Raw genomic sequence first — 26,576 nt, 5'->3', positions numbered from 1 at the left:
GCCCGGGAGCGGTTTAAACCCACAGGCGTTGATGGCATTCTGACAACTTGACTGCTGGTGTCGCTTAACTGTTACGAGAGTCAAACCCGCTCTTACAGGAACATTCAATGAATACCGAAGGACTTGCTGAAATCGTTGCCACTGAAGCTCAGCCGATTGTTGAGCCAGTCCCTGAAACCCCGCCTGAACAGCAAGCCCATGCGCCTGCTGCGGCCGAGTCGCACGCGGCGGTGCATCCGGCGATTGCCGTTCCTGGCCTTGATGACAGCAGCCTGTACATCCATCGTGAGTTGTCGCAATTACAGTTCAACATTCGCGTATTGGAACAAGCGCTGGATGAGTCCTATCCGCTGCTTGAACGCTTGAAGTTTCTGCTGATTTTTTCCAGCAACCTGGATGAGTTTTTCGAAATTCGTGTCGCAGGCCTGAAAAAACAAATCACCTTCGCCCGTGAGCAGGCCGGTGCCGATGGCTTGCAGCCGCATCAGGCGCTGGCCCGCATCAGCGAACTGGTCCACGGCCATGTGGATCGCCAGTACGCGATCCTCAACGACATTCTGTTGCCCGAGCTTGAAAAGCATCAGGTGCGCTTTATCCGTCGCCGGCACTGGAACACCAAGATCAAGGCGTGGGTACGCAAGTTCTTCCGCGACGAAATCGCGCCGATCATCACACCGATTGGCCTGGACCCGACGCACCCGTTCCCGTTGCTGGTGAACAAGAGCCTGAACTTTATCGTCGAGCTGGAAGGCATCGATGCCTTTGGTCGTGATTCAGGCCTGGCGATCATCCCGGCACCGCGTCTGTTGCCACGCGTGATCAAACTGCCTGAAGACGTGGGTGGGGCTGGCGACAACTATGTGTTCCTGTCGTCGATGATTCACGCCCACGCCGATGACCTGTTTCAAGGCATGAAGGTGAAAGGCTGCTACCAGTTCCGCCTGACCCGTAACGCCGATCTGGCGGTTGATACCGAAGATGTTGAAGACCTGGCCCGTGCGCTGCGTGGCGAGTTGTTCTCGCGTCGATACGGCGATGCCGTACGCCTGGAAGTGGCCGACACATGCCCCAAGCATCTGTCCGACTACCTGCTCAAGCAGTTCAGCCTGCATGAGACCGAGTTGTATCAGGTCAATGGTCCGGTCAACCTGACACGCCTTTTCAGCATCACCAGCCTCGACAGCCACCCTGAGCTGCAATACACGCCGTTTACCCCGGCGATTCCCAAGCTGTTGCAGAACAGCGAGAACATTTTTAGCGTGGTCAGCAAACAGGACATCTTGCTGCTGCACCCGTTTGAGTCGTTTACTCCGGTCGTCGACTTGCTTCGCCAGGCTGCCAAGGATCCGCATGTGCTGGCCGTACGCCAGACCCTGTACCGCAGCGGCGCCAACTCCGAAATCGTTGATGCGCTGGTTGATGCTGCGCGTAACGGTAAAGAAGTGACCGCGGTGATCGAGTTGCGTGCGCGCTTTGACGAAGAGTCCAACCTGCAACTGGCCAGTCGCCTGCAAGCTGCCGGTGCGGTGGTGATCTATGGCGTAGTCGGTTTCAAGACCCACGCCAAGATGATGCTGATTCTGCGCCGTGAGGCGGGGGAGATCGTGCGTTACGCGCATCTGGGTACCGGCAACTACCACGCCGGCAACGCCAAGCTTTACACCGACTACAGCTTGCTGACCTCCGACGACGCGCTGTGTGAAGACGTCGGCAAGTTGTTCAGCCAGTTGATCGGCATGGGCAAGACGCTGCGCATGAAAAAACTGCTGCATGCGCCTTTCACTTTGAAAAAGGGCATGCTGGACATGATTGCCCGCGAGACCCAGTTCGCTGTTGAAGGCAAACCGGCGCATATCATCGCCAAGTTCAACTCGCTGACCGATCCGAAAATCATCCGTGCGCTGTACAAGGCCAGTCAGTCCGGCGTGCGTATTGATCTGGTGGTACGCGGGATGTGCTGCCTGCGTCCCGGGATTGCCGGCGTTTCGCACAATATTCATGTGCGTTCGATCATCGGGCGCTTCCTGGAGCACACACGGGTGTTCTACTTCCTCAATGGCGGCGAGGAGCAGATGTTCCTGTCGAGTGCCGATTGGATGGAGCGCAATCTCGATAAGCGTGTTGAGACGTGCTTCCCGGTCGAGGGTAAAAAGCTGATTCTGCGGGTCAAGAAGGAGCTTGAGTGCTATCTGACGGACAACACCCACAGCTGGAGCCTTCAGTCGGACGGGCGGTATATCCGCAATACGCCAACGGGCAACCAGAACCCGCGCAGTGCGCAAGCCACGCTGCTTGAGCGTCTGAGCCTGCCGGTACTGGCCGTGAGTACCGGGCCATCGGTATAACGCTGTAACGACTGTGGGAGCGAGCCTGCTCGCTCCCACAGTTGGTTTGAGTTGTGCCCGGTCAGGAAACCGTCAGCACAATTCCGACCCGGGTCAGCCATTGCGCTTCTTGTTCGAAGTCAGCCTGGGTCAGCGGGTTCTGTTCCAGCCAGCCGTCGGGGAAGATGACGTCCAGGTGATCGCCCTCGGCGCGCAGCTTCACCTGCGAGGCTTCCTGGTTGCCACGGATGTGGTAGAACAGGATCGCAAAGCGCAACAGCACGCACAGGCGAATCAGCTTGATGCCGTCTTCGCCAAATTCGGCGAACTTGTCTTTAGGAATGTTGCGACGATGGCCGCGCACCAGCAGCGCGAGCATTTGCTGGTCTTCGCGTGAGAAACCAGCCAGGTCGGAGTGCTCTATCAAGTAGGCGCCGTGCTTGTGGTAATGATAGTGGGCAATGTCCAGCCCGACTTCATGCACCTTGGCCGCCCAGCTCAACAGTTCACGCCATACACCGTCCTTGAGGCCCCACGACTTGGCCACTTGATCGAAGGCGCGCAGCGCCTTGCGTTCAACCCGGGCCGCTTGCTCGCGATCGACATGGTAACGGTCCATCAGCGAGCTGAGGGTGCGCTCACGCACGTCTTCGTGGTGATGGCGGCCCAGAAGGTCGTACAGCACGCCTTCGCGCAGAGCGCCGTCACAGTGATCCATACGTTGCAGTTCAAGGGCGTCGAAGATTGCTTCAAGAATCGCCAGCCCGGCCGGGAAGATGGCGCGACGGTCGGGCTTGATGCCTTCGAAGTCGATCTTGTCCGCGTCGCCCAGCTTGAACAGCTTGCGCTTGAGCCAGGACAGGCCTTCGGCGTTTACTTCGCCGTTACCATGACCGCCCGCCTTGAGCGCCAGGCCAATGGCCCGAATGGTACCCGAAGAGCCGATGGCCTCATCCCAGGTCAGGCGGTGCAGGGCGTGCTCGATGCTCATGATTTCCAGGCGTGCAGCCGTGTAGGCCTGGGCGTAGCGTGCCGGGGTGATCTTGCCGTCGCGGAAATAGCGCTGGGTAAAGCTGACGCAGCCCATTTGCAGGCTTTCGCGTAGCAGGGGCTCAAAACGCTGGCCAATGATGAACTCGGTACTGCCGCCGCCGATGTCGGCCACCAGGCGTTTGCCCGGCGTGTCGGCGAGGGTGTGGGACACACCCAGGTAGATCAGGCGCGCTTCTTCACGACCGGAAATCACTTCAACGGTGTGACCCAGGATCTCTTCGGCACGCACGATAAACTCGTTGCGGTTGCGCGCCTCGCGCAATGCGTTGGTTCCCACAATACGCACGGCACCCAACGGCATACCGTTGATCAGTTGGGCGAAACGCTTGAGGCAATCGAGCCCGCGCTGCATGGATTCTTCGCTGAGCTTGCGTTCTTCGTCGATGCCGGCAGCTAACTGCACCTTGTCACCAAGACGCTCAAGTATGCGGATTTCGCCGTTCTGGGCCTTGGCCACCACCATGTGAAAGCTGTTAGAACCCAGATCAATGGCGGCGATCAGGGACGGATTCCTTGCTTGGGATTGGGGCATGGTTGAGGGGTCTCGGTCGATAACCCGGCCATCGTGCCACGATCAAAGGCTCGCGCCAACGCGTGATATCACCTGCCTTGATGTGGAGCACGAAAGCAATGAGGTTAGCTGTTATCCGAGGCCTCGTGTTTTCAGGCTCTGCGATTCCCGTAGCCTCGTACCTCGTCAGTGACTACAACGTTCCGATGAAATTCGCCAGTTCCGGGGTTTGCGGGTTGGCGAACAGCACTTTGGGGTCACCCACTTCATGCACCTTGCCCTGGTGCATAAACACCAGTTTGTCGCCAACTTCACGGGCAAAACGCATCTCGTGGGTGACCATGATCAGCGTCATGCCTTCACGGGCCAGCTGGCGCACCACGCTGAGCACTTCATTGACCAGCTCCGGGTCGAGGGCCGAGGTGATCTCATCACACAACAGCACCTTGGGTGACATGGCCAAAGCCCGGGCAATCGCCACCCGCTGCTGTTGACCGCCCGACAGGCGCTCCGGGAAGGCGTCGAACTTGTCGCCCAGCCCCACCCGTTCCAGCATCTGGCGCGCCAGTTCGGCGGCCTTGGCTTTGGGCACCTTTTGCACCACTTGCGGGGCCAGCATGACGTTTTCGCCCACGCTCAGGTGCGGGAACAGATTGAACTGCTGAAACACCATGCCGACCTTCTGGCGCAGGCTTCGCAAGTCTGCCCGGGCGGCATCCAGGTATTCGTCATCGACCTCAATCACCCCGTCGTTAATGGACTCCAGCCCGTTGAGGGTTCTGAGCAAGGTACTCTTGCCCGAGCCGCTGCGGCCAATGATCGCGACCACCTGGCCCTGTTCGACCGTCAGGTCGATGCCTTTGAGCACGTGGTGGTCGCCGTAGTATTTATGCAGGGCGGTAACTCTAAGCAGAGGCATGCAGTCTCCTTTCCAGATAGCGCGCACTGAGCGACAGGGGGTAGCACAAGAGGAAGTAACCCAGAGCCACCAGGCCATAGACCATGAAAGGCTCGAAGGTGGCATTGGCCAGCATGCTGCCGGTCTTGGTCAATTCGGTGAATCCAATAATCGAGGTCACGGCAGTGCCTTTGATGACCTGCACCGAAAAGCCGACGGTCGGCGCGATGGCGACCCGCAAGGCTTGCGGCAGGATCACGTAGCGCAATTGCTCCAGCGGGCTGAGTGCCAGGCTGGCCGAGGCCTCCCACTGGCCGTGGGCAATCGACTCGACGCAGCCGCGCCAGATCTCGGCCAGGTAGGCACTGGTGAACAATGTCAGCGCCAGGGCCGCGGCCATCCACGGCGAAATATCGATGCCCAGCAGGGCAATGCCAAAGAAGATCAAAAACAGCTGCATCAGCAGGGGCGTACCCTGGAACAGCTCTATATAACCGCGCGCCAGAGTGCGGGCGAAGCGGCTTTTGGAAATGCGCATCAGCAACACCAGCAAGCCGATAAAGCCGCCGCCGATAAACGCAACAAGAGACAAGGCGACTGTCCACTGCAAACCCGTCAGCAAGTTACGCACGATGTCCCAGAACGTGAAATCCATCAGCGACTCCTGCTCAGGTAGCGGCGGCCGAACCAGTTCAGTAACTGGCGGATCAACAAGGCCATGCACAGGTAAATCAGGGTGGTCAGGACGTAGGTTTCGAAGCTGCGAAAATTGCGTGACTGAATGAAATTGGCAAAAAAGCTCAGCTCTTCAGTGGCAATTTGCGAGCAGACCGCCGAGCCGAGCATCACGATGATGATCTGGCTGCTCAGAGCTGGCCAAACCTTGGCCAGCGCCGGTTGCAGGACCACATGGCGGAACGCCTCGAATCGGCTCATGGCCAGTGCAGATGCTGCTTCCAGCTGACCTTTGGGGATCGCCTGAATACCTGCGCGGATAATTTCCGTGGAATAGGCACCCAGGTTGATCACCATCGCCAGCACCGCGGCCTGCCACTCGCTGATATGCACACCCAGGCCCGGCAAGCCGAAAAAGATAAAAAATAGCTGCACCAGAAACGGCGTGTTGCGGATCAACTCGACATACAACCCGAACAACGCAGCGAAAGGTCGAATATTCCACGCCCGGACCACGGCGCCGACAATCCCCAGGCTGACGCCGAATACTGTGCCGATCGCTGTCAGTTCAAGGGTAAACAGGGCGCCGCGTAATAACAGGTCGCTGTTTTGCAGCACCGGTAAAAAGTCGAACTGATAAGCCATGATTGACCCCGTCGCAAAGTGTCAGAGGTCAGCTGGCAGCGGCTCTTTAAGCCATTGCAGCGCGTTTTTTTCCAGGCTGCCGTCAGCCTTGGCCGTGGCCAGAATCTGGTTCACCTTGTCCAGCAACTCGGGCTGGCCCTTGTTCACGCCGACGTAGACCGGTGAATCCTTGAGCTTGAGTTTCATGGCCGGGATGCGCTTGGGGTTGCGTTCGCTGATGGCGACCATCACCACGTTGCCGCTGGCGATCAGGTCCACCTGGCCTGCCAGATACGCGGCGATGGTCGAGTTGTTGTCTTCGAAGCGTTTGATGGTCACGCCGGCTGGCGCCACGTTGGTCAGTTCGATGTCTTCGATGGCGCCACGGGTCACGCTGATGGTTTTACCCTTGAGGTCATCTAGGGTCTTGATCTGCGCGTCTGGCGGGCCAAATACGCCAAGGTAGAACGGCGCATAAGCGTGGGAAAAATCGATGACTTTTTCACGATCCGGGTTTTTGCCCAAGCTGGAAATCACTACATCGACTTTGCCGGTGGTCAGATAGGGCACACGGTTGGTGCTGTTTACGGGCGTCAGTTCAAGTTTGACCTTGAGCTGATCGGCCAGCAATTTGGCGGTGTCGATATCCAGCCCGCGAGGCTGCATGTCCGGGCCGACCGAGCCGAAGGGCGGAAAATCCTGGGGGACTGCGACCTTGAGGGTGCCGCGTGCCATCACCTCATCGAGGTCACTGGCGTGGGCCGGGGCCTGGCTCAGCATCAGGCTGGCGAACAAGGCGCAAATCAAGGCGCTGTAACGCTGGGTCATGGCAATTCTCCGGAAAGGGCGCGCGGTGGTGTGCGCCGTTGAGCCAGAGCACAGGCCATGCCAACAGGGCTTTTATGACCGCCAGGGCTGATTTCAGAAGGCATGCGGCGGTCTGACTGGTCTGAACAGTGATGACGTTTTTTGCACCTCTATCGGGCGTTTCTCACAGGGCTTGAACCGGCTTGGGGCGTGACTTGCCGAGCGTTGGCAATAGCTTTACAACTACGCCTTTCCTGAGCCGATCAAGCCGATTTGTGATGAATTCAAGCGCACGGGCCGTACCCGAAGTGGCATTGCTGGCCATTCGTAAATTGATCGCCGAAAACGCTTTTGCGCCGGGAGATGCCTTGCCGTCGCAGCGCGAGCTGGCGGTGCAGTTGGGGGTCAGCCGGGCATCGCTGCGCGAGGCGTTATCTTCGCTCAGTGCCCTGGGCGTGATCAGTGTGCAGCCGGGTAAAGGCGTGTATGTGCAGGCCGCGCAAGCAGATGTCCCGGTTGTTCCGGTTACGGACTGGCCCTATGCAGCCCAGGCCTGCCCGCAGGATATTTTCCAGCTGCGATACGCACTGGAAGGTTTCGCTGCGGGGCTGGCGGCGGTGCGCTTGACCCGCGACGAACTGGATGTGTTGCAGGACAATGTCGAGGCAATGCGCCATGAGTTACGCGCCGGGGATTTTGAGCGTGCCGCGCAGCTGGACTTCGAGTTCCATCAACTGATCCTGCGTGCCAGTGGCAATCAGGCAATGGCCATTATGCTGATCACCCGTGGCGATATTTTTCTGGAAAGCCAGAAGCTGCCGTTTATCCGCCCGGAGCGGGCCATGGAAACCTGGCAGGAGCACCGCAAAATCCTCCGGGCCCTGGCCCGTCATGCCAGCGGCCCTGCACAAAAGGCCATGAGCGAGCACATTCGCCAGGCTGCCTCGCGAACCGGGATTGCCTTCGTCACCCCCGACGGCTCCTGAAACGGGCGATATCTGCACTCATGCACCACTATAGTGAGAGTCAATCGTCCCTCACCTTCCTGAACGCGGTGATGACAGCTATGATGTGCTACGTTTTTGCTTACAACCACGGAGACTTCCATGAGCAGCGATCTTATTAAACACGTCACCGACGCTAGCTTTGAGGCCGATGTTCTCAAGGCTGAAGGCGCTGTACTGGTCGACTACTGGGCTGAATGGTGTGGCCCTTGCAAAATGATCGCGCCGGTTCTGGACGAGATCGCAGAGACTTACAAAGGCAAGCTGACTGTTGCCAAGCTGAACATTGATGAAAACCAGGAAACCCCGGCCAAGCACGGCGTACGCGGTATTCCTACGCTGATGCTGTTCAAGAACGGCAACGTTGAAGCCACCAAGGTCGGTGCGCTGTCGAAGTCGCAGTTGGCTGCATTCCTCGACGCCAATATCTAAGCGTCGATAAAAGCCCCGCTAAATGCGGGGCTTTTTCATGGCTCAAGGACTAGACGCTATGAAACTCAAGTGGTACATTCGGCCCCGCACTGGTTTCTCCATTGCCCCCTGCAAGCCGTCGCCGACGCACTCCTTATCGAATTAGTACGCGATCCTGTCGCCTTCTCTGCGGCGCGGCCTCATTAAGCCCAAAGCTTAATTTCCCTCCCCATAAATGATTACGTCATTCCTATATGAACCTGACTGAACTCAAGCAAAAGCCGATTACCGAACTGCTCGAATTGGCCGAACAGATGGGCATAGAAAATATGGCCCGTTCGCGCAAGCAGGACGTGATTTTCTCCCTGCTCAAAAAGCACGCGAAAAGCGGCGAGGAAATCTCCGGTGATGGCGTGCTGGAGATTCTCCAGGACGGCTTCGGCTTCCTTCGCTCCGCTGACGCCTCGTACCTGGCAGGCCCTGACGATATCTACGTCTCTCCTAGCCAGATTCGACGCTTCAACTTGCGCACCGGCGACACCATCGTCGGTAAAATCCGCCCGCCAAAAGAAGGCGAGCGTTACTTCGCACTGCTGAAAGTCGACACGATCAACTACGATCGTCCCGAGAACGCGAAAAACAAGATTCTCTTCGAGAACTTGACCCCGTTGTTCCCGACCGTACGCATGAAGATGGAAATCGGTAACGGTTCCACCGAAGATCTGACCGGTCGCGTGATCGACCTCTGTGCTCCGATCGGTAAAGGTCAGCGTGGTCTGATCGTTGCTCCGCCAAAAGCGGGCAAGACCATCATGCTGCAGAACATCGCGTCGAACATTTCGCGTAACAATCCTGAAGTGCACTTGATCGTTCTGTTGATCGACGAGCGCCCTGAAGAAGTAACCGAAATGCAGCGTACCGTTCGCGGCGAAGTGGTTGCTTCCACCTTCGACGAGCCACCAACCCGCCACGTGCAGGTTGCCGAAATGGTGATCGAGAAGGCCAAGCGCCTGGTCGAACACAAAAAGGACGTGGTGATCCTGCTCGACTCCATCACCCGTCTGGCCCGTGCCTACAACACCGTTATCCCGAGCTCCGGCAAGGTACTGACCGGTGGTGTCGATGCTCACGCCCTTGAGAAGCCAAAGCGTTTCTTCGGTGCTGCGCGTAACATCGAAGAAGGCGGCTCGCTGACCATCATCGCTACCGCGCTGGTTGAAACCGGCTCGAAGATGGATGAAGTGATCTACGAAGAGTTCAAAGGCACTGGCAACATGGAACTGCCTCTGGACCGCAAGATCGCTGAAAAACGCGTCTTCCCTGCGATCAACATCAACCGCTCCGGTACCCGCCGTGAAGAGTTGCTGACTGCAGACGACGAGTTGCAACGCATGTGGATCCTGCGCAAGCTGTTGCACCCGATGGACGAAGTTGCAGCCATCGAATTCCTGGTCGACAAGCTTAAGCAGACCAAGACCAACGATGAGTTCTTCTTGTCGATGAAGCGCAAGTAACACGGTTTCTCGCACAAAAATCAGGCGCCCCGCGAGGGCGCCTTTTTTTATGCCAAAAAAAAGGAAGGTTTGTGCTTAACTTCGGTCAATAAAAACAATGTATTAGCGAAATTGAGCGTATATGACTTCTCTTGTTTATCGCAGGGACATTGATGGCCTGCGAGCTGTTGCCGTGATTGCCGTAGTACTGTTCCACTTTGGTGTGCCGGGTTTTTCAGGCGGATTCGTTGGCGTCGATGTGTTCTTCGTCATTTCCGGTTATTTGATTACCTCGATCATCTGGCGCCAGCGTGAGGCGGCACGCTTCAGTTTTGTCGAGTTTTGGGCCCGTCGCGCGCGGCGAATCCTGCCGGCCTTGTTCGTGATGATGGCCGCCGTGCTGGCTGTGGGCTGGTTCCTGATGGCACCCAAGGACTACGAAGAGCTGGGGCGTTCGGTGCGCTACCAGGTGATGTTCGTTTCCAACCTGCTGTTTATGCGCCAGGAGGGCTATTTCGATGCGGCCAGCGATCTAAAACCGCTGCTGCATACCTGGTCGCTGGCGGTTGAGGAACAGTTCTATATTGTCTTTCCCTTGCTGCTGACCCTGCTGTCCAGCCGATTCAAACACTGGCGGCTGGCTTTGTTCAGCCTGTTGCTGGTGTCGTTCGGGCTCAGCGTCTGGGCCGTGGCCCAGCATCCCGAGAAAGCGTTTTTCCTGTTGCCGATGAGGGCATGGGAACTGCTGGCCGGTGCCATGCTGGCGATTGCGCCTGCCAGCCAGAAGCGTCTGACCCCGGCGGCAGCGCAAGCTATCAGCCTGTTGGGCATGGGGCTGATTCTTGTTGCCGTGTTCGGCTATGACAACAGCACACCGTTCCCGGGTGCCGCAGCGTTGCTGCCCGTGCTGGGCGTGGTGGCCCTGATCTGGGCCAATGAGCATCAGAGCACCTGGGTCGGGCGTGTGTTGAGCACGCGGCTAATGGTCGGGCTCGGGCTGATTTCCTATTCCTGGTATTTGTGGCACTGGCCGGTTTTCGTGTTTGGCAGTTATGCCGGCGCGGAGGAGTTTGGTCCCGTGCTGACGGGCGGGTTGATTGCGCTGACGTTGATCCTCGGCTATCTGTCCTGGCGTTTTGTCGAAACGCCGTTTCGTGAGCGTCGAATATTGGCTGGCCGTCGTCAGATTCTCATCGCGGCGGGCTTGGGCATTCTGGTGTTGGGTATCGCCGGCCAGGCGCTGCGCTGGACCGATGGCCTGCCGTCGCGTTTGTCCGAGCAGGCGTTGCAATATGCGCGGGCCAGCGAATGGCGACCTGAGCTGATGGCCTGCATCACCGATGACAAGAGCCCGGCCGACACGCCGTTCTGCCGTTACGGACTATCGCCCGCCGCGCCGGCTCAGTTGCTGGTGTGGGGCGACAGCCACGCCACGGCCCTGATCCCGGCACTGGAAGAAAGCGCCCGCCAGCATGGCGTCAATGTGATGCTGGCCAGTTCGGCCGGTTGCCTGCCGCTTGAGGGGCTGGAGCACGGTACGCGGTGCGCCGATTACAACCGTCGTGTCGAGCGCACCCTGGCGACCGAGCCAGTGCGCGACATCCTGCTGGTAGCCCGCTGGAGCCTGTACTTGTATGGCGATGCCAAGGGCGATCACGGCCATGCGTTGCGCGATGGCAATGGCCACTATGACCGCGCGGTCGCCGAACAACGGTTGGCCGATGGCTTGCGGGCGAAGGTCGAGCAATTGCGCAAGGCCGGGTACCGCGTATGGCTGATGAAGGAGGCGCCGTTGCAACCGTTCAATCCGCCGTACCGCCTGAGCCGCCTGGCGATGCTGCACCAGCCAACCGCCGAAGTCGGCATGCCGGTTGAAGACCACCTCAGGCAAAAAGCGTTTATCAACCGGCTGTTTGCCGATATCGCGGCTGCTGATTCCAATGTGCAGGTACTGGACCCGACCCCGCAGCTGTGTGATGCCTCTGGGTTGTGCCGGGCCGAACAGGACGGTCATTCGTTGTATACCGATGACAATCACTTGTCCGAAATCGGCGCTCGCCTGGTTCTCCCGGCATTGGCCCCGCTGTTCGATGATCTGGCGTTGCGTGCCCCGGAGCAGGCCAATACCGCCCGCTGAGCAGCGATAAGCTGCCAGCGGCCGGCATAGCAGGTAGGATGTACGCCTATTTTAGGGGTGCCACCGTCAATGAAATTCAAGGATCTTCGGGATTTCGTGCAGCAGCTAGAGCAGCGCGGAGAATTGAAACGCATCCAGATTCCCGTTTCTCCAGTCCTGGAGATGACTGAAATCTGCGACCGCACGCTGCGTGCCAAAGGCCCGGCTTTGCTGTTCGAAAACCCGACTGGCCACACGATTCCGGTGCTCGGCAATTTGTTCGGCACGCCAGAGCGCGTGGCAATGGGCATGGGCGCCGAGTCTGTCAGCGAGCTGCGGGAAATCGGCAAGCTGCTGGCGTTCCTCAAGGAGCCCGAGCCGCCTAAAGGTCTGAAGGATGCGTGGTCCAAGTTGCCGATCTTCCGCAAGATCATTGCCATGGCGCCGAAAGTCGTCAAGGACGCGGTGTGCCAGGAAGTGGTCCTTGAGGGGGATGACGTAGATCTCGCCATGCTGCCGGTGCAGCATTGCTGGCCTGGCGACGTGGCGCCCCTGATTACCTGGGGCCTGACCGTGACCAAAGGCCCTAACAAGGACCGTCAGAACCTCGGTATCTATCGTCAGCAGGTGATTGGCCGCAACAAGGTCATCATGCGCTGGTTGAGCCACCGAGGCGGTGCACTGGACTACCGTGACTGGTGCGAAAAACACCCCGGCCAGCCATTCCCGGTATCCGTGGCCCTGGGCGCAGACCCGGCGACCATTCTTGGCGCCGTGACCCCGGTGCCCGACAGCCTGTCGGAATACGCTTTTGCCGGCTTGCTGCGGGGCAATCGTACCGAACTGGTGAAGTGCCGCGGCAACGACCTGCAAGTGCCGGCCACTGCCGAGATCATCCTTGAAGGCGTGATCCACCCTGGCGAGATGGCGCCCGAAGGCCCGTACGGCGACCACACCGGTTACTACAACGAAGTGGACAGCTTCCCGGTGTTTACTGTCGAGCGCATCACTCATCGGGTCAAACCGATCTATCACAGCACCTACACCGGCCGTCCACCGGATGAGCCTGCAATTTTGGGCGTGGCGCTCAACGAAGTGTTTGTACCGATCCTGCAAAAGCAGTTCCCTGAAATCACCGACTTCTACTTGCCGCCCGAAGGCTGCTCGTACCGCATGGCCATCGTGACCATGAAAAAGCAGTATCCGGGGCACGCCAAGCGCGTAATGCTGGGTGTGTGGTCGTTTTTGCGCCAGTTCATGTACACCAAATTCGTTATCGTGACTGACGACGACATCAATGCCCGCGACTGGAACGACGTCATCTGGGCCATTACCACGCGTATGGACCCCAAGCGCGACACGGTAATGATCGACAACACGCCAATCGACTATCTCGACTTTGCCTCACCGGTTTCCGGCCTGGGTTCGAAGATGGGCCTGGATGCAACCAACAAATGGCCGGGTGAAACCACCCGTGAATGGGGTCGGGTCATCGTCAAGGATGAGGCGGTCACTCGCCGGATCGATGACATCTGGAATCAATTAGGAATAGATTGATGCGTGTAACCTTGCAGCCTTCAGGTGCGGTACTGGAAACCTTGCCTGGCGAGCGAATTCTGGATGCGGCGCAGCGTCTGGGCTATGAATGCCCGCAGAGCTGTCGCAATGGTAATTGCCACGTGTGTGCGGCCTTGCTGGTTGAAGGCCAGGTCGAGCAGGCGGGAGACGTGCGTGATCATGGCGAGTTTTATACCTGCCTGGCGGCCCCGCTTGAAGACTGTGTGGTGTTGTGGGATGGCGTGCTTGCGTTGGGAGAATTACCGGTGCGTAGCCTGGCGTGTCAGTTGACCGAGTGTGTCGATATGGGTGGCGATGTGTGGCGGGTGCGCTTGCGCGCACCTGCGGGCAAGCCGCCGCGTTATCACGCCGGGCAATACGTGATGCTGGAGCGTGAAAACGGTGACAAGTCGGCATTCTCGCTGGCCAGCGCACCGCACTCGGGGCGCGACCTGGAGTTGCATGTACTGGTGCGTGAAGACAGCGCCCGCAAGCTGATCGAGCAGCTGCAGCGCAACAGGATGGTTCGCCTGGAGCTGCCATTTGGTGACACGCACTTGTCTGAATTGCCGGACGGGCCGTTGGTGCTGATCGCGGCGGGCACCGGCATGGCGCAAATGCACAGCCTGATCGAACATTGCCGTGCCAAGGGTTTCAAGCATCCGGTGCATTTGTACTGGGGCGTGCGTCGCCCGGAAGACTTCTACACCCTGGATGAATGGGCTGAATGGGAGAAAACCCCCAACCTGTTCCTGCATAAGGTAGTGAGTGATTTGTGTGGTTGGGAAGGGCGCTGCGGCATGCTGCATGAAGCCGTGTGCGAAGACATCAGCGATCTGGCCAGTGTGCATGTATATGCCAGCGGTTCGCCGGCGATGATCTACGGCACCCTTGACGCGCTGGTGGCGGCCGGCATGGATGCGCACCAGATGCGCGCCGATGTGTTTGCCTACTGCCCGCGACCTTAAAACCGCACGCCAGTGGTAATCATGGCGGCATTGAAGCCGAGCAACACCAGCTCGGCGGCTACCGGGCCGTAGTGGGCGCCGACTGAGGGAATGATCACCGGCGCAACGCCGAAGCGATTGAGGGGAATCTTGTTCTTGTACTCGCCGCGGTAACCTTGCAGCAGGCCGCCCGTCAACTTCAAGTAAACAGGATAAGTGTCGCTATCAAAGCGTTTGCCCGCGTAGGTGTAAAACGATCGCTGGCTGAATGAGTTGCGAAAGGTGGCCACTCCATAGACCAGCCCCGAAGCTTCATTGCGTTCAATACCAATCAAATCCTGATTGTTGTTGTGCTCGGAGTCAGGTGAAAAGTGTCGGGTATATACGCTGGTTTGCAGGTACCAGAACCCTTTGTCGTCCTGTGTTGTATTGTCTTGCGCCAGGGTTGTGCTGGCGTATGCAAGTATCGGTAAACAGTAGCAGAGAACTTTTTTTCGCATTTTGCACCTTCTGGTGGTTATTTGAAGTGTGCGTAGGGTGCACAGCTATCCAGAGGTACCTATCCTGTTTTAATTGGTGTAGGCAGTACCTAAGCAATGTCATATATGCTTGTAGGAATTTTCTTTTTCTTATTGGGTGTTTGTGCTTATTTGGCGCGTAACCGATTCTCGCCTGGTTTGAGTCGCTGGCTTGATTATCCTGTTTCGCGCCTGTCAGCAGCCTGTCCGGTTGGTCAGATCATTGAGTGTGCAGTGAGATAAGATTGGTGGATTAGTTTCTGTTACGTCATGTTTGCAGGATCCATTTCCCCGTTATGACTGTTATTGAATCTGCTGGTTTAAACTCGATCTACCCCCCGCAGCTTGATCTCGGGGCACCGTTGACTCCAGAGCAACTGCTCAACTCCGTGCACAGCACCATGGCGCGCCATCAGGGCGGGCCGGTCTGGTTATTTGCTTATGGTTCATTGATCTGGCGCCCTGAGTGCACGGCGGTCGAGCGCGTGCGTGGGCGGGTGCATGGCTACCATCGCGGGCTGTATCTGTGGTCTCACGAGCATCGCGGCACACCGCAGTGGCCAGGTCTGGTTTTTGGTCTGGATCGAGGGGGGTCGTGCAGTGGCTTTGCCTATCGCTTGCCAGAAGAAAACCTGGACGCCTCACTGCATGCCTTGTGGCTTCGCGAAATGCCGGTGCCCTCGTATCGCCCGCACTGGCTGACGTGCAGACTGGACGATGGCAGCCAGGTGCAGGCCCTGGGCTTTGTGCTGGAGCGGCATTTGCCCAGCTATGCGGGCAACCTGCCGGATGACGTGTTGAGCCAGGTGTTGGCCAACGCCAGCGGGCGCTACGGCACTACTCGCGATTATGTCGAGCAGACCGTAAGTGCCCTGCGCAGCCACGCCATGCCAGATCGAAACCTGGAGGCGCGGCTCAAGCGCTGCGTACCGATTGCGCCTTAAGCGGGAGCGGTTACCGCACGTTCTTCGCTGGCCTGGTTCTTGTGGCGCAGCGTCGGGATCATGAATGCGATGGCCAGCAGGCACGCGCTGATCAGCAGCACAAAGCCGCCATCCCAACCGAAGTGGTCAACCAGATAGCCCATGGCCGCACTGGCCGCCACCGAGCCACCCAGGTAGCCGAACAGCCCTGTAAAGCCTGCGGCAGTACCTGCGGCTTTCTTCGGTGCCAGTTCCAGTGCCTGCAAACCGATCAGCATTACCGGCCCGTAAATCAGGAAGCCGATTGAAAACAGCGCGATCATGTCCACGGTCGGGTTGCCTGGCGGGTTAAGCCAGTAAACCAGGGTTGCGACGGTCACCAGCGACATAAAGACAATGCCGGTCAGCCCGCGATTGCCGCGGAAAATCTTGTCTGACATCCAGCCGCACAGCAGCGTGCCCGGAATTCCCGCCCACTCGTAGAAGAAGTAAGCCCACGACGTGGTGTCCACCGTGAAGTGCTTGGCTTCCTTCAGATAGGTCGGCGCCCAGTCCAGCACGCCGTAGCGCAGCAGGTAGACGAACACGTTGGCCAGGGCGATATACCAGAGCATTTTGTTACGCAGCACGTATTTGACGAAGATCTCTTTGGCGCTGAATTCGTCTTCATGGCTGGCATCGTAACCCGCCGGGTAATCATTCTTGTACTGCTCGATCGGCGGCAAACCAACGGACTGTGGGGTGTCGCGCATGGTGACAAACGCAAACAGCGCCACCAGCAGCGCCACCGTGGCAGGTACATAGAAGGCCGCGTGCCAGTCGTTAAACCAGGCCATACCCAGTAAAAACAGCGGGCCGATCAGACCACCGCCCACGTTGTGGGCCACGTTCCACACCGATACCACACCGCCGCGTTCCTTCTGCGACCACCAGTGCACCATGGTACGGCCACTGGGAGGCCAACCCATGCCCTGCGCCCAGCCGTTGATAAACAGCAAAATGAACATCATGGTCACACTGGACGTTGCCCAAGGTGCGAAACCGAAAATGAACATCACTCCCGCTGAGATCATCAAGCCAAAGGGTAAAAAGAAGCGCGGGTTAGAGCGGTCGGACACCAGCCCCATGAGGAATTTGGATAAGCCGTAGGCAATGGCAATCGCTGACATTGCGACACCCAGTTGACCTCGGGTGTAGCCCTCATCGATCAAATAGGGCATGGCCAGAGAGAAGTTTTTGCGCAGCAGGTAGTAACCCGCATAGCCAAAAAAGATACCGGCAAAGATTTGCCAGCGCAGTCGTCGGTAGGTGCTGTCTATTTTTTCTTCAGGCAGAGGCGCCTGGTGTACGGCAGGTCGGAAAAAAGCAAACATTCAAGAGCTCCAAATTTCTTGTTATATCGGCGGTGCCGAACGTTACATTTTCGTTACTGAAAATGACAGGCCTTGCCCTTTAGAGCTGAAGGAAAAATCCCACATGCGATTTTCGCTTATGAACATGTCGCCTGGGTATAAAACCCCATACAGGCTGGCTTCGCTGCTCGGGTCTATCTGAAAACTATCCACAGACTCGGGGAACTCAGTAGCAAGGAATGTTTGAGTGGGATTTGAGCGCAGGTTCAATCGGAGCTATCCCACGCTGGTATCGGAGCTCGTGAACTGAGCTATTGGCCAGCACCTCAAATAGAATTTCCCCTTTGCAGCCCTATGGGGGTGCGCCGCCGGGAGAAGGCTATGAAGCTTGTGCTGGGGTTTGTGGCGTTTACTGCGTGGGCTGGCGAACCTGCGCCAGATATCAACAGTTTCACCTGCCTGAAGTTAAACCGGGAAATCAGAGGCTATATTCGTCGCGGGGTCGACCTGCCTCTGGCTGAGTTGACGCTGTTCAGGCAAACCCGCAACCGGTTGATTGAAGGGTTTGAGGACGGGCTGTATTCACGCGACCAGCTATCGACTGCCATGTACGAGCTATCGAGGGATGTGGAAAAGGTGGTCAAGACCTGCCGGCGCATAGGCAGTCGTCCATTTGTGGACATGTTGCCCGCGAGCGTTCAGAAACTGCTGATGGCAACCACAGGCACAAGTAAGTCACCCGCTGGCCGATAACGCTAGATAGGCCCTCAAGCAGCCCCGTATGCTTGCCTCCACACCGAATGAAGGAGCGAATTGTGAAAGCGTGGATCATGTTGATGCTGGCCCTGGCTTTGCCGATGGCGGCGGTCGGGGAAGAGGCGCAGGAAGGTGGCGACAAGGTCAGCTACATCAGTCTGAGCCCGCCATTTGTGGGTAATTACGGTCTGGATGGCAGTTCCAGGCTCAAGGTGTACAAGGCTGATATTTCCTTGCGCGTGACGGGTGCCGATGCAGCCAGGGCGGTCAAAGCCAATGACCCGTTGATTCGTAATCAACTGGTGGGGTTGTTTACCCAGCAGACCAGCGAAACCCTGGGCAGTGTCGAGGCCAAGGAGAAGCTGCGCCAGGAAGCCTTGAAGCAGATCCGGCAGGTGATGAGCGATGAAACCGGCAAGCCGATGGTGGACGATCTGTTGTTCAACAATTTGATCGTTCAGTAAAGGCGCAGCTACGGGCTTGGCTTTTGTGTGGGAGCAGGCTTGCTCGCGATGCAAGCGCCTCGGTACTTCAGGTGCGTCGAGGTGAAGCTGTCGCGAGCAAGCCCGCTCCCACAAACCCGTGCCCGTGCTTACGACGCCAGACTCTTGCGAAACCGCGCCAGGGCAATGGCGAAGAACACCAGACCGATGCCGGCCAGGGCCAGCAAGTCCGGCCACACTACGTTCACCCCCGCACCGCGAAACAGTATCGCCGCGCTCAGGCTTACAAAGTGGGTCGACGGCGAGCACTGCATCACCCATTGCAACCACACGGGCATGCTGTCCAGCGGCGTACTGCCGCCCGAGAGCAAGAGCATCGGGATGATCACCGGGATGGCCAGCAAACCGAACTGCGGTGTTGAGCGGGCCAGGGTCGCAAGGAATATCCCCAGTGCGGTACTGGCAAACAGGTACAGCGCGGTAACCAGCAAAAACAGGGTCAGCGACCCCGACAGTGGCACGCCCAGCGCCCATTTCACGATGACTTCCAGCGACACCCAGGTGCACAGCACCACCACCAGCATGTTGCTCCAGATTTTTGCCAGCATGATTTCCAGCGCCGTCAGCGGCAGTACCAGCAAGTGGTCGAGGGTGCCGTGTTCGCGCTCGCGCAGCAACGCGGTGCCCGTCAGCACAATGGCCAGGATGGTAATGTTGTTAACGATCTGTATCACCGCCAGAAACCATCCGCCTTCCAGATTGGCGTTGAACAATGCCCGGCTGGAGATCAACGCCGGGGCTTTCGCCGCTGCGTCACCCTGGCCGGCATAGTTGAGCAGCTCACGCTGGAAAATCTGCCCGATATACCCTGCGCCCATAAAGGCCTGACTCATGGCGGTGGCATCGACGTTGACCTGCAGGCCGGGTTGGCGGCCTGCCAGCAAGTCGGCCTGGAAGTTGGCCGGTACATTGATCACAAAGGTGTATTGGCCGTTATCCATGGCCTGATCGAGCTGGTCATAAGGCAAGGCTTGTGGGGTTTTGAACTCCGGGGGCAGCAGCGACTCACTGAGCTTGCGTGACAGAGGGCTATGGTCTTCATCAATGATGGCAACGCTGGCGTTGTGCACGCCGATGATCGAGCTCGATGCTGGCATATAAATCGCCACGGTAAAGGCATAGAGCAAGAACATCAGCAGCACGCTGTCATGGCGCAGGCTGGTGAGTTCTTTAAGGCCAAGGCGCAGGATGTGCGAGAACTTGTGCATCAAACCTCCTGCTTCTTGAGCATGATCAGGCTCAACCCGGTAAACGCCACAAAAAAGCCGAACAATGCCAGGCATTGCGGCCACAGTTGGCGCAGGTCGAGCGCTTTGGTGAAGGTGCCTACTGCGATATCAAGGAAATGCCCGGCCGGGAACAGCATGCCCATTACCGCCGAGGCTCCTTCGAGTGAGGAGCGCGGCACCAGCAACCCGGAAAACTGAATGGTCGGCAGGCTGGTGATGATCATGGTGCCCAGGATCGCGGCGATCTGGGTGCGCGTGAAGGCGGAAATCAGCAGGCCCATGCTGGTGGTCGACAGTACATACAGCAGCCCGCCCAGCGCCAGGGTCAAGCCGCTGCCCTTGAACGGTACGCCAAACAGCCAGCGGTTCATGGCCACTAGCAACGCCAGGTTGACCAGGCTCACCGCCAGATAAGGCGCCTGTTTGCCCAGCAGGAATTCAAGGCGTGTCAGGGGTGTGGCGTAGAAGTTGGTGATGGAGCCCAGCTCTTTTTCACGCACGATGCCCAGCGCGGTCAGCATGGCCGGGATAAACGCCAGGATTAGCGCCATCACGCCGGGGCCGATGGCATTGACGCTGATCACATCCTGGTTGTAGCGGAAACGGGTTTCCAGTTTGACTGAGGCTTGCCGGTTTTGTGCCTGGCTACTCAATGTGGCCAATTGTTCCAGGTTGGCCTGATGCACGGCCTGCACATAACTGCGGCTGGTTTCGGCGCGAAACGGCATGCCGCCATCAAGCCATGCGGCAACCGTGGGCTGGCGCCCGGCATACAAATCCCGGCCGAACCCCGGAGGGATTTCCAGGGCAATTTTTATTTCCGAGCGTTGCAGGCGTTTGTGCAACTCATCTGCACTGCGGATCGGCGTGTGTTCTTCGAAATACCGCGAGCCACGGAATGCCTCAAGATAGGCACGGCTTTGCGGGCTCTGATCCTGGTCGTAGACGGCGAAGGCGAGGTTTTCCACATCCAGCGAAATGCCGTAGCCAAAAATCACCATCATGAACAGCGCGCCCAGCAAGGCAAAGGCCATGCGCACCTTGTCGCGCAGCAACTCTTTGGATTCGCGACTGGCCACGGCAATCAGCCGGGTCAGGCTGAAACCCCTTTTGCTGACCGGTGGCGGCGAATTGACCGCAGGTGTGGAGACAGGCTCGGGAGAAGAGGCCGCGCTGGCGTCCTGATCGTTCTGGGCCTGTTCCAGGCAGGTGACAAACGCCGCTTCCAGCGTATCGCCGTGGAACTGGTGTTGTAGCGCATCGGGCGTGTCGCAGGCCAGCACCTTGCCGGCGTGCATCAACGAGATACGGTCGCAGCGCTGGGCTTCGTTCATAAAGTGTGTGGACAGGAAGATGGTCACCCCTTGCTCGCGGGACAACTCGATCAGCAAGCGCCAGAAATCATCGCGGGCGGCCGGGTCCACGCCCGAAGTGGGCTCATCGAGAATCAACACTTCCGGGCGATGCAGCACAGCCACCGCCAGAGACAGGCGCTGGCGCAAACCCAGGGGCAACTCGCCGGACTGTTGTGTGGCCACGTCGCCGAGATCGAAACGCTCGATCAATTCTTCGATACGCGGCTCGCTTTCGGCCTTGGGCAAGTCAAACAGTTGTGCGTGCAGCACCAGGTTTTGGCGCACGCTCAACTCGCCGTACAGCGAGAAGCTTTGCGACATGAAACCCACGCGCTTGCGGGTGGCCAGATCCTTGGCGTTCACCGGGTTGCCCAGCAATTTGGCGCTGCCTTCGGTGGCCGGCATCAACCCGGTGAGGACCTTCATGGTGGTGGTTTTGCCGCAACCGTTAGAGCCCAAAAAGCCAAAAATTTCGCCCCGGCCAATGGCAAAGCTGACGTTGTTCACTGCGGTGAAATCGCCGAATTTCAGGGTCAGGTCGTGGGCTTCAATGGCGATATCACTGTTGTCGCTGGTGCGCGGTGGAATCACCAGTGGCTCGCTGCTGTGGCCGCTGTCACCCTGATAGTGGGTGAAGGCCTCGTCGAGCTTGCCGGTTGTGGTGACTGCCGCCAGTTCCTGGCTCAGACCGGTGGCAATCAACTTGCCGCGATCAAGCATCAGGCAGTGTTCGAACTGCTCGGCCTCTTCCATGTAGGCCGTCGCCACCAGCAGCGTCAGTTGCGGGCGCTGGCGGCGCACATCTTCCACCAGCTCCCAGAAGCGTCGGCGTGACAGCGGGTCGACACCTGTGGTGGGCTCGTCGAGGATCAGCAGGTCGGGCTCGTGAATCAATGCGCAGCACAGCCCAAGTTTTTGTTTCATGCCGCCCGAGAGCTTGCCCGCCGGGCGCTCGGCAAAACGCTCAAGGTCGGTGGCCTTGAGCAGTTCGGCCATGCGTTGCTCGCAGTCGTCTTTCGACAGGCCAAACAGGGTGCCGAAAAAGCGGATGTTTTCGCTGATCGACAGTTCCGGGTAAAGGTTGCCACCCAGGCCCTGGGGCATAAACGCGATCAGCGGGTACAGGGTGTTGCGATGTCGGCGGTTATCAATCGGACCGCCGAGCACCTCAAGGGTGCCCTCCTGGAGCTTCTTGACCCCGGCAATCAGCCCCAGCAGGCTCGACTTGCCCGCGCCATCAGGGCCGATCAACCCGCAGCGCGTGCCTTTGGGCAGGCTGAACGTGATGTCCAGCAGCGCCTGCTGGCTGCCGTACCTGTGGCTGATGCCACTGGCGTTTAGCGCCAGATCATTCATTGCAGATTAGCCGGCCATGGTACATCGGCGGTTCGCACATAACCGGCACCCGGCATGCCCGGTTTGGCCTGGGGCACGGCACCCGGGTCGGTGAGGCGCAGCTTTACCCGGAATACCAGTTTTTGTCGCTCGTCGCGGGTTTCAACTTCTTTGGGGGTGAACTGGGATTTGGCTGCGACAAAAGTGATTTTGGCCGGCAGCGCCCGGTCTGGCAGGGCGTCGAGCACGATGCGTGCCTCAGAACCCACAGTCAATTTGCCGACCACCGAAGCGGGCATGTACAGGTTCATGTACTGGTCGCCGGGGTCGATCATCATAAATACCCGGCCGCCCGAGCCGAGGACTTCGCCAGGTTCGGCCAGGCGCAGCTGGATCACGCCGTTGATCGGTGCGCGCAGGCTGCTGTCGTCAATTTCGCTGGTCAGCTGTGCGACCTGAGCCTGGGATGAACCAATCGCGGCCTTGGCAGCCGCTACCTGGGCCTGGGCGGCGACTACTGCTGCGTTGCTGGTGTCGAATCGGGCTTGTTGCTGATCCAGTTGCTGACCGCTGGCAAAACCGCGCTGGGACAGTTGGCGAAAGCGCTTGAGTTCCTGGCTGGCCAGCAGTTTTTCGCTCTGGCGCAGTTGCACGTTGGCTTCGTTGGCGGCCAGGGTCTGGCGGGCGCGCAGCACTTCGGCTTCAGCTTGCGCACGACTGGCTTCCAGGGTGCGGGTGTCCATGCGGGCCAGCAGTTGGCCCTGGGTTACCCGGTCGCCTTCGTCAACCAGCACTTCAGCCAGACGCCCGGGGATTTTTGCTGCGATTTGCACTTCTGTGGCTTCGAGGCGGCCGTTGCCCATGCTGATGCCTTCGGGGAGGCGGTCGTGCTGGGATTTCCAATAACCGAACCCGCCTGCTGCGATCAGCAAGACAGCCAAAGGGATAACGAAATAATGGGAAATACGGTGATTGCTAGACATGCCGACATCCTGTGTCACAGAGCGCTCTAGTTTGACGGTTTCAAGCCGATTGCGACTTGATGCCAGTCAAAGGAAGTCCAGAGCGTAGACGCTAAAATCGGATGCTGCTTGTCAGGTGCAGAGCCGGAGTGTTGTAGGAGCGGGCTTGCTCGCGATGGGATCGCTGCGGATCACCTTATAAACCACACCGTCTGAATCGAGAGCAAGCCCGCTCCCACACCAAGCCCTCTCCCACAGCGATTCGCTTTACAGCAACCCCATCACCACAGCCCATTGCTCGCCCGTCACTGGCATCACTGAAAGGCGGCTGCCTTTTTGCACCAGCGGCATTTCGGCCAGAGCGCTTTGCTGTTTGAGGTAGTCGAGTTTGATCACCCGGGGAAAGGTCTGCTCATGGGCGACCTGCAGTGCGCTCCACGGGTTTTTCTCGACGCTGGCCTTGGGGTCGAAGTAATGACTTTCAGGGTCCAGGGCCGTCGGGTCCGGATAAGCGGCCTGGACGATTCGGCCTACTCCGGCAATCCCTGGCTCGGGGCAACTGGAGTGGTAGAAAAAGAACAGGTCACCCACCGCCATGGCTCGCATGAAATTGCGCGCCTGATAGTTGCGCACACCGTCCCAGCGAGCTTCGCCGAGCTTTTGCAAATCCTTGATCGAAAATTCGTCAGGCTCGGATTTCATCAGCCAATAAGCCATCTTCTATACTCCAGAAACATGCTGTGATTATTTTGTCCGGCAACATTTTGCTAAACCGACAGTCGGTTGACGTCAGCGTTTGCTTGCGTGTGCGTGTTGCCGCAAAATGCCCGCCTTTTAAGCTTGACGCTGCTGCACGGCCTATAACAAAAACCGTTGCTGTCATCGTGTTGATTTGCCTGAAGGAGGGCAATCGATGAAACGCAAACCGGATTTACTGTGGATGCTGGTTATTTTGTTCGGTTTGGGTGTGGTTACAACAGGCTACGCGCAAAGTCTCTGGTCAAATTCGACAGACGCGCCGATTGAGCTGGCGCAACAGCAAGTACAACCCTTCAAACGCTAAAAACTGATTCCTGGGCATCGCTTTGTCAGTGATGCCTTGATTGTCAGTGGGCGACGTACCACTGTCTGTCCGAGACCGTGCCCTGCAAAGGGACATCCCAACTGGCTTGGTCCAGGCACGCCACTTTCTGACATTCGTGGGCCAGCCCCAACAGTGTCGGCTTGCGCCAGCTTTGGCGTCTTGCCTGATAGGCCAGGCTGCGGTCATAAAAACCGCCGCCCATGCCCAGCCGTCCCCCCGTCGCATCAAACCCCACCAGTGGTAGCAGCACCAGGTCCAGCGCCCAGACCTTGCGTTGGCGTGCGCGGTTGATACGGGGTTCAAGAATGCGGAAACGGTTGGGGATCAGCTTTTCGCCGGGGGCGACCCGCTGAAAGACCATTTTAGTTTTCGGCCAGGCACTGAGAACCGGCAGGTAGGTGATTTTGCCCCGACGCTGAGCTTCGCGCAGCAGCAGTCGCGGATCGATTTCACCGTCAGTGGGCAGGTACAGCGAAATGTGTTTGGCGCGGCGAAACAGCGGGTGTTGCGCCAGTTGCCGGTACAGGCCACGGGCTGCCTGGCGTTGCTCGCAGGGCGACAGGTCGCGGCGGGCTTTGCGCAGGATTCGGCGAAGTTGCGGGCGGGAAGGCGGCGCAGGTTCGTTCATATGGCGTGCTGTTCAGGATCGAGACACCGGGTGGTGGCTCGTGCAAGCCAATGCCAGCAGTTGGCTGGCATTGCGCTAGGAAATCAGGCTCCCCGACGTACCGCTGTCGGCTTGGCCCTTGAACCCGAAAGTTCAAGGTGGAAGTTGCAGTAGACCTTAAGGCTTTCCGTCTAGCGGACATGCACACCGGCCCAACGTGCAAGCTCCAGGGTAGTGCGAATCGGCTCAGGGACATCGCTAACTGGCGAATACTCCAGGGAGTGGCGCGAGTATACCCCAAAGTAACGATTTGAATCAGCTTTGGCGTTCGTTCGGATCAGTGGCCAGCACCAGATCAACGCGATCGAGCAGGTCGCGTACCTGTTCTCGGGTAGTGCTGCTGGTCTGAACTTCGGCGACTTCCTGCTTGTGCAGCAGATCATGGGTAATATTCAGCGCAGCCATTACGGCGATACGGTCGGCGCCAATGACTTTGCCGCTGCTGCGAATTTCGCGCATTTTGCCGTCCAGGTAGCGGGCGGCGCTCACCAGGTTGCTGCGTTCTTCCTGGGGGCACATGATCGAATACTCTTTATCGAGGATGTGCACGGTGACGCTACTGCTTGAACTCATGAGTCTTGCTCCAGGGCTTTGAGGCGCGAAATCATCGATTCCACCTTGTTTCTGGCGATTTCGTTTTTTTCAATGAGGTGCGCGCGTTCCTCGCGCCAAGTCTTTTCCTGAGCAGTTAAGAGTGCGTTTTGACGGTTAAGTTGCTCGACTCGGCTAATCAGCAACTCGAGTCTAGCCATCAGTGCATGCAGGTCGGTGTCTTCCATTGTGTCCTACTGTGTATTTTCTGATGGGCGGTGACTGTCAAACGAGTTGACGCCTCGATGGTCTGGCACGGCTGCCGATGCTAGGATACAAGCCCTCCATTCTAGACATAGCGCCGCTTGGCGCCTAGCTGACCATGCCTATTCAGAATTCCCCGTATCAAGCCTTTGTAACCCTGCTGACCGCCAACGGCCACTCCGTCTCGCCTGCCGAACTGCATGGCCACCTGCTGGGTCGCAGCTGTGCCGGTGCCGGTTTCGATGCCGACGCCTGGCTGGTCGAAGCTGCCGAACTGTTGGCTGGTGAGCCACAAGACAACGTACGCAATGCCTTGATCGGATTGCAAGAGATGGTCAAGGGCGAGCTGACCAGTGACGACATGACCGTCGTGCTGTTGCTGCCGACCGACGACGCACCATTGACCGAGCGCGCTGCTGCCCTGGGCCAGTGGTGCCAGGGTTTCCTGTCCGGTTTCGGTCTGACCCGCCGCGCCTATTCGCTGAGCGATGAAGCCAACGAAGTGCTGCGCGACCTGGCCGCCATCGCTCAGGTGCAAGATGCCCTGGAAGAGTCTGAAGACGGCGAAAGCGACTATATGGAAGTGATGGAATACCTGCGCGTCGCGCCGCTGTTGCTGTTCACCGAAACCAAAAAAACTGCTGACGCCGCGCCAGCCAAGCCTTCGCTGCACTGAT

26 protein-coding genes and 1 other RNA gene are annotated in these 26,576 nt (G+C 58.4%); 12 read left to right on the top strand and 15 right to left on the bottom strand.

What is annotated here, in order from left to right; all coding sequences use genetic code 11:
• The first annotated feature begins 107 nt into the window (after positions 1-107).
• Positions 108-2,345, top strand: coding sequence for a polyphosphate kinase 1 (gene ppk1 / locus GHO03_RS02920; protein ID WP_095000693.1), 2,238 nt, complete (start codon positions 108-110; stop codon positions 2,343-2,345).
• A gap of 61 nt (positions 2,346-2,406) precedes the next feature.
• Here the strand turns inward: ppk1 and ppx are convergent, their stop codons facing one another.
• The 5 genes from ppx to GHO03_RS02895 form a co-directional block, all read right to left on the bottom strand.
• Positions 2,407-3,909 (bottom strand): exopolyphosphatase, encoded by a 1,503-nt coding sequence (gene ppx, locus GHO03_RS02915; protein WP_095000694.1) that lies wholly within the window; start codon positions 3,907-3,909, stop codon positions 2,407-2,409.
• Between the two features lie 172 nt (positions 3,910-4,081).
• The gene (locus tag GHO03_RS02910; RefSeq protein WP_095000695.1) at positions 4,082-4,807 is read right to left on the bottom strand and encodes an amino acid ABC transporter ATP-binding protein; all 726 of its coding nucleotides are present in this window, start codon (positions 4,805-4,807) and stop codon (positions 4,082-4,084) included.
• Positions 4,794-5,444: an amino acid ABC transporter permease gene (locus GHO03_RS02905; RefSeq protein WP_169916205.1), complete on the bottom strand. Its 651-nt coding sequence runs from the start codon at positions 5,442-5,444 to the stop codon at positions 4,794-4,796. The genes GHO03_RS02910 and GHO03_RS02905 overlap by 14 nt, the downstream gene beginning before the upstream one ends.
• The gene (locus GHO03_RS02900; protein ID WP_095000697.1) at positions 5,441-6,106 is read right to left on the bottom strand and encodes an amino acid ABC transporter permease; all 666 of its coding nucleotides are present in this window, start codon (positions 6,104-6,106) and stop codon (positions 5,441-5,443) included. The genes GHO03_RS02905 and GHO03_RS02900 overlap by 4 nt, the downstream gene beginning before the upstream one ends.
• Positions 6,107-6,127: 21 nt before the next feature.
• Positions 6,128-6,913: a transporter substrate-binding domain-containing protein gene (locus GHO03_RS02895; RefSeq protein WP_095000698.1), complete on the bottom strand. Its 786-nt coding sequence runs from the start codon at positions 6,911-6,913 to the stop codon at positions 6,128-6,130.
• A gap of 257 nt (positions 6,914-7,170) precedes the next feature.
• Here GHO03_RS02895 and GHO03_RS02890 point away from each other — a divergent pair, with 257 nt between their 5' ends.
• The 6 genes from GHO03_RS02890 (at position 7,171) to GHO03_RS02865 (ending at position 14,441) form a co-directional block, all read left to right on the top strand.
• Positions 7,171-7,878: a FadR/GntR family transcriptional regulator gene (locus GHO03_RS02890; RefSeq protein ID WP_095017797.1), complete on the top strand. Its 708-nt coding sequence runs from the start codon at positions 7,171-7,173 to the stop codon at positions 7,876-7,878.
• A 120-nt stretch (positions 7,879-7,998) separates the two neighbouring features.
• A complete protein-coding gene (gene trxA / locus GHO03_RS02885; protein ID WP_016783018.1) occupies positions 7,999-8,328 on the top strand; it encodes a thioredoxin TrxA in 330 nt (109 codons plus the stop codon).
• A gap of 233 nt (positions 8,329-8,561) precedes the next feature.
• Complete coding sequence (rho, locus tag GHO03_RS02880; RefSeq protein ID WP_016783019.1) at positions 8,562-9,821, top strand: transcription termination factor Rho; 1,260 nt, start codon at positions 8,562-8,564, stop codon at positions 9,819-9,821.
• 121 nt (positions 9,822-9,942) lie between these two features.
• Positions 9,943-11,937, top strand: coding sequence for an acyltransferase family protein (locus tag GHO03_RS02875; protein ID WP_095020103.1), 1,995 nt, complete (start codon positions 9,943-9,945; stop codon positions 11,935-11,937).
• Between the two features lie 69 nt (positions 11,938-12,006).
• A complete protein-coding gene (gene ubiD / locus GHO03_RS02870; RefSeq protein WP_095025174.1) occupies positions 12,007-13,473 on the top strand; it encodes a 4-hydroxy-3-polyprenylbenzoate decarboxylase in 1,467 nt (488 codons plus the stop codon).
• Positions 13,473-14,441, top strand: a complete 969-nt coding sequence (locus GHO03_RS02865) for a CDP-6-deoxy-delta-3,4-glucoseen reductase (RefSeq protein WP_095000702.1) — start codon at positions 13,473-13,475, stop codon at positions 14,439-14,441. Before ubiD ends, GHO03_RS02865 begins: the two co-directional genes overlap by 1 nt.
• Here the strand turns inward: GHO03_RS02865 and GHO03_RS02860 are convergent.
• Positions 14,438-14,920 carry a sn-glycerol-3-phosphate transporter gene (locus tag GHO03_RS02860; RefSeq protein WP_095020105.1) on the bottom strand — a complete coding sequence of 161 codons (483 nt, stop codon included), beginning with the start codon at positions 14,918-14,920 and terminating at the stop codon, positions 14,438-14,440. The two genes, GHO03_RS02865 and GHO03_RS02860, sit on opposite strands and share 4 nt — an antisense overlap.
• A 314-nt stretch (positions 14,921-15,234) precedes the next feature.
• On the opposite strand from GHO03_RS02860, the gene GHO03_RS02855 reads away from it, so the two are divergent.
• A complete protein-coding gene (locus tag GHO03_RS02855) occupies positions 15,235-15,882 on the top strand; it encodes a gamma-glutamylcyclotransferase (protein ID WP_095000704.1) in 648 nt (215 codons plus the stop codon).
• On the opposite strand, the gene glpT is transcribed toward GHO03_RS02855, so the two are convergent.
• Positions 15,879-17,234, bottom strand: coding sequence for a glycerol-3-phosphate transporter (glpT, locus tag GHO03_RS02850; RefSeq protein WP_095017794.1), 1,356 nt, complete (start codon positions 17,232-17,234; stop codon positions 15,879-15,881). The two genes, GHO03_RS02855 and glpT, sit on opposite strands and share 4 nt — an antisense overlap.
• Before the next feature lie 360 nt (positions 17,235-17,594).
• On the opposite strand from glpT, the gene GHO03_RS02845 reads away from it, so the two are divergent.
• Complete coding sequence (locus tag GHO03_RS02845) at positions 17,595-17,966, top strand: hypothetical protein (protein ID WP_095017821.1); 372 nt, start codon at positions 17,595-17,597, stop codon at positions 17,964-17,966.
• Positions 17,967-18,028: 62 nt separating this feature from the next.
• Entirely contained in the window at positions 18,029-18,433 is a 405-nt protein-coding gene (locus GHO03_RS02840) for a flagellar basal body-associated protein FliL (RefSeq protein ID WP_095000707.1), read from the top strand.
• A 128-nt stretch (positions 18,434-18,561) separates the two neighbouring features.
• Here the strand turns inward: GHO03_RS02840 and GHO03_RS02835 are convergent, their stop codons facing one another.
• From GHO03_RS02835 to GHO03_RS02820, 4 genes are all read right to left on the bottom strand, one after another.
• Positions 18,562-19,680, bottom strand: a complete 1,119-nt coding sequence (locus tag GHO03_RS02835; RefSeq protein WP_095000708.1) for an ABC transporter permease — start codon at positions 19,678-19,680, stop codon at positions 18,562-18,564.
• Complete coding sequence (rbbA, locus tag GHO03_RS02830; RefSeq protein ID WP_133143921.1) at positions 19,680-22,412, bottom strand: ribosome-associated ATPase/putative transporter RbbA; 2,733 nt, start codon at positions 22,410-22,412, stop codon at positions 19,680-19,682. Before rbbA ends, GHO03_RS02835 begins: the two co-directional genes overlap by 1 nt.
• Positions 22,409-23,374: an HlyD family secretion protein gene (locus tag GHO03_RS02825; RefSeq protein ID WP_095000710.1), complete on the bottom strand. Its 966-nt coding sequence runs from the start codon at positions 23,372-23,374 to the stop codon at positions 22,409-22,411. Before GHO03_RS02825 ends, rbbA begins: the two co-directional genes overlap by 4 nt.
• A gap of 246 nt (positions 23,375-23,620) precedes the next feature.
• Positions 23,621-24,070, bottom strand: a complete 450-nt coding sequence (locus tag GHO03_RS02820; protein ID WP_095000711.1) for an EVE domain-containing protein — start codon at positions 24,068-24,070, stop codon at positions 23,621-23,623.
• A gap of 196 nt (positions 24,071-24,266) precedes the next feature.
• Here GHO03_RS02820 and GHO03_RS25060 point away from each other — a divergent pair, with 196 nt between their 5' ends.
• On the top strand, positions 24,267-24,416 hold the full coding sequence (locus GHO03_RS25060) for a hypothetical protein (protein WP_095000712.1): 150 nt from the start codon (positions 24,267-24,269) through the stop codon (positions 24,414-24,416).
• A gap of 43 nt (positions 24,417-24,459) precedes the next feature.
• Here the strand turns inward: GHO03_RS25060 and GHO03_RS02815 are convergent, their stop codons facing one another.
• From GHO03_RS02815 to GHO03_RS02800, 4 genes are all read right to left on the bottom strand, one after another.
• Complete coding sequence (locus GHO03_RS02815; protein ID WP_095017791.1) at positions 24,460-25,065, bottom strand: 5-formyltetrahydrofolate cyclo-ligase; 606 nt, start codon at positions 25,063-25,065, stop codon at positions 24,460-24,462.
• Between the two features lie 85 nt (positions 25,066-25,150).
• Positions 25,151-25,328, bottom strand: a non-coding RNA gene (gene ssrS, locus GHO03_RS02810) — 6S RNA.
• 31 nt (positions 25,329-25,359) lie between these two features.
• The gene (locus GHO03_RS02805) at positions 25,360-25,677 is read right to left on the bottom strand and encodes a cell division protein ZapA (protein ID WP_095000714.1); all 318 of its coding nucleotides are present in this window, start codon (positions 25,675-25,677) and stop codon (positions 25,360-25,362) included.
• A complete protein-coding gene (locus GHO03_RS02800; RefSeq protein WP_095000715.1) occupies positions 25,674-25,883 on the bottom strand; it encodes a TIGR02449 family protein in 210 nt (69 codons plus the stop codon). The genes GHO03_RS02805 and GHO03_RS02800 overlap by 4 nt, the downstream gene beginning before the upstream one ends.
• Before the next feature lie 134 nt (positions 25,884-26,017).
• Between GHO03_RS02800 and GHO03_RS02795 the strand changes: the two genes are divergently transcribed.
• The gene (locus tag GHO03_RS02795) at positions 26,018-26,575 is read left to right on the top strand and encodes a YecA family protein (RefSeq protein ID WP_095017790.1); all 558 of its coding nucleotides are present in this window, start codon (positions 26,018-26,020) and stop codon (positions 26,573-26,575) included.
• Position 26,576 lies beyond the last annotated feature (1 nt).

The sequence above is a fragment of the Pseudomonas sp. FSL R10-1339 genome, from assembly GCF_009600545.1.
Classification (GTDB): domain Bacteria; phylum Pseudomonadota; class Gammaproteobacteria; order Pseudomonadales; family Pseudomonadaceae; genus Aquipseudomonas; species Aquipseudomonas bubulae.
The sequence above is the reverse complement of the archived record's forward strand: the minus strand, read 5'-3'. Positions and strand labels throughout refer to the sequence as shown.

Excerpts from the sequence above, each read along its gene's own strand:
- ppk1 (WP_095000693.1), top strand. The coding sequence starts at position 108 with ATGAATACCGAAGGACTTGCTGAAATCGTTGCCACTGAAGCTCAGCCG.
- ppx (WP_095000694.1), bottom strand. The coding sequence starts at position 3,909 with ATGCCCCAATCCCAAGCAAGGAATCCGTCCCTGATCGCCGCCATTGAT.
- GHO03_RS02910 (WP_095000695.1), bottom strand. The coding sequence starts at position 4,807 with ATGCCTCTGCTTAGAGTTACCGCCCTGCATAAATACTACGGCGACCAC.
- GHO03_RS02900 (WP_095000697.1), bottom strand. The coding sequence starts at position 6,106 with ATGGCTTATCAGTTCGACTTTTTACCGGTGCTGCAAAACAGCGACCTG.
- GHO03_RS02895 (WP_095000698.1), bottom strand. The coding sequence starts at position 6,913 with ATGACCCAGCGTTACAGCGCCTTGATTTGCGCCTTGTTCGCCAGCCTG.
- GHO03_RS02890 (WP_095017797.1), top strand. The coding sequence starts at position 7,171 with ATGAATTCAAGCGCACGGGCCGTACCCGAAGTGGCATTGCTGGCCATT.
- trxA (WP_016783018.1), top strand. The coding sequence starts at position 7,999 with ATGAGCAGCGATCTTATTAAACACGTCACCGACGCTAGCTTTGAGGCC.
- rho (WP_016783019.1), top strand. The coding sequence starts at position 8,562 with ATGAACCTGACTGAACTCAAGCAAAAGCCGATTACCGAACTGCTCGAA.
- GHO03_RS02875 (WP_095020103.1), top strand. The coding sequence starts at position 9,943 with ATGACTTCTCTTGTTTATCGCAGGGACATTGATGGCCTGCGAGCTGTT.
- ubiD (WP_095025174.1), top strand. The coding sequence starts at position 12,007 with ATGAAATTCAAGGATCTTCGGGATTTCGTGCAGCAGCTAGAGCAGCGC.
- GHO03_RS02865 (WP_095000702.1), top strand. The coding sequence starts at position 13,473 with ATGCGTGTAACCTTGCAGCCTTCAGGTGCGGTACTGGAAACCTTGCCT.
- GHO03_RS02860 (WP_095020105.1), bottom strand. The coding sequence starts at position 14,920 with ATGCGAAAAAAAGTTCTCTGCTACTGTTTACCGATACTTGCATACGCC.
- GHO03_RS02855 (WP_095000704.1), top strand. The coding sequence starts at position 15,235 with ATGACTGTTATTGAATCTGCTGGTTTAAACTCGATCTACCCCCCGCAG.
- glpT (WP_095017794.1), bottom strand. The coding sequence starts at position 17,234 with ATGTTTGCTTTTTTCCGACCTGCCGTACACCAGGCGCCTCTGCCTGAA.
- GHO03_RS02845 (WP_095017821.1), top strand. The coding sequence starts at position 17,595 with ATGAAGCTTGTGCTGGGGTTTGTGGCGTTTACTGCGTGGGCTGGCGAA.
- GHO03_RS02835 (WP_095000708.1), bottom strand. The coding sequence starts at position 19,680 with ATGCACAAGTTCTCGCACATCCTGCGCCTTGGCCTTAAAGAACTCACC.
- rbbA (WP_133143921.1), bottom strand. The coding sequence starts at position 22,412 with ATGAATGATCTGGCGCTAAACGCCAGTGGCATCAGCCACAGGTACGGC.
- GHO03_RS02825 (WP_095000710.1), bottom strand. The coding sequence starts at position 23,374 with ATGTCTAGCAATCACCGTATTTCCCATTATTTCGTTATCCCTTTGGCT.
- GHO03_RS02820 (WP_095000711.1), bottom strand. The coding sequence starts at position 24,070 with ATGGCTTATTGGCTGATGAAATCCGAGCCTGACGAATTTTCGATCAAG.
- GHO03_RS25060 (WP_095000712.1), top strand. The coding sequence starts at position 24,267 with ATGAAACGCAAACCGGATTTACTGTGGATGCTGGTTATTTTGTTCGGT.
- GHO03_RS02815 (WP_095017791.1), bottom strand. The coding sequence starts at position 25,065 with ATGAACGAACCTGCGCCGCCTTCCCGCCCGCAACTTCGCCGAATCCTG.
- GHO03_RS02805 (WP_095000714.1), bottom strand. The coding sequence starts at position 25,677 with ATGAGTTCAAGCAGTAGCGTCACCGTGCACATCCTCGATAAAGAGTAT.
- GHO03_RS02800 (WP_095000715.1), bottom strand. The coding sequence starts at position 25,883 with ATGGAAGACACCGACCTGCATGCACTGATGGCTAGACTCGAGTTGCTG.
- GHO03_RS02795 (WP_095017790.1), top strand. The coding sequence starts at position 26,018 with ATGCCTATTCAGAATTCCCCGTATCAAGCCTTTGTAACCCTGCTGACC.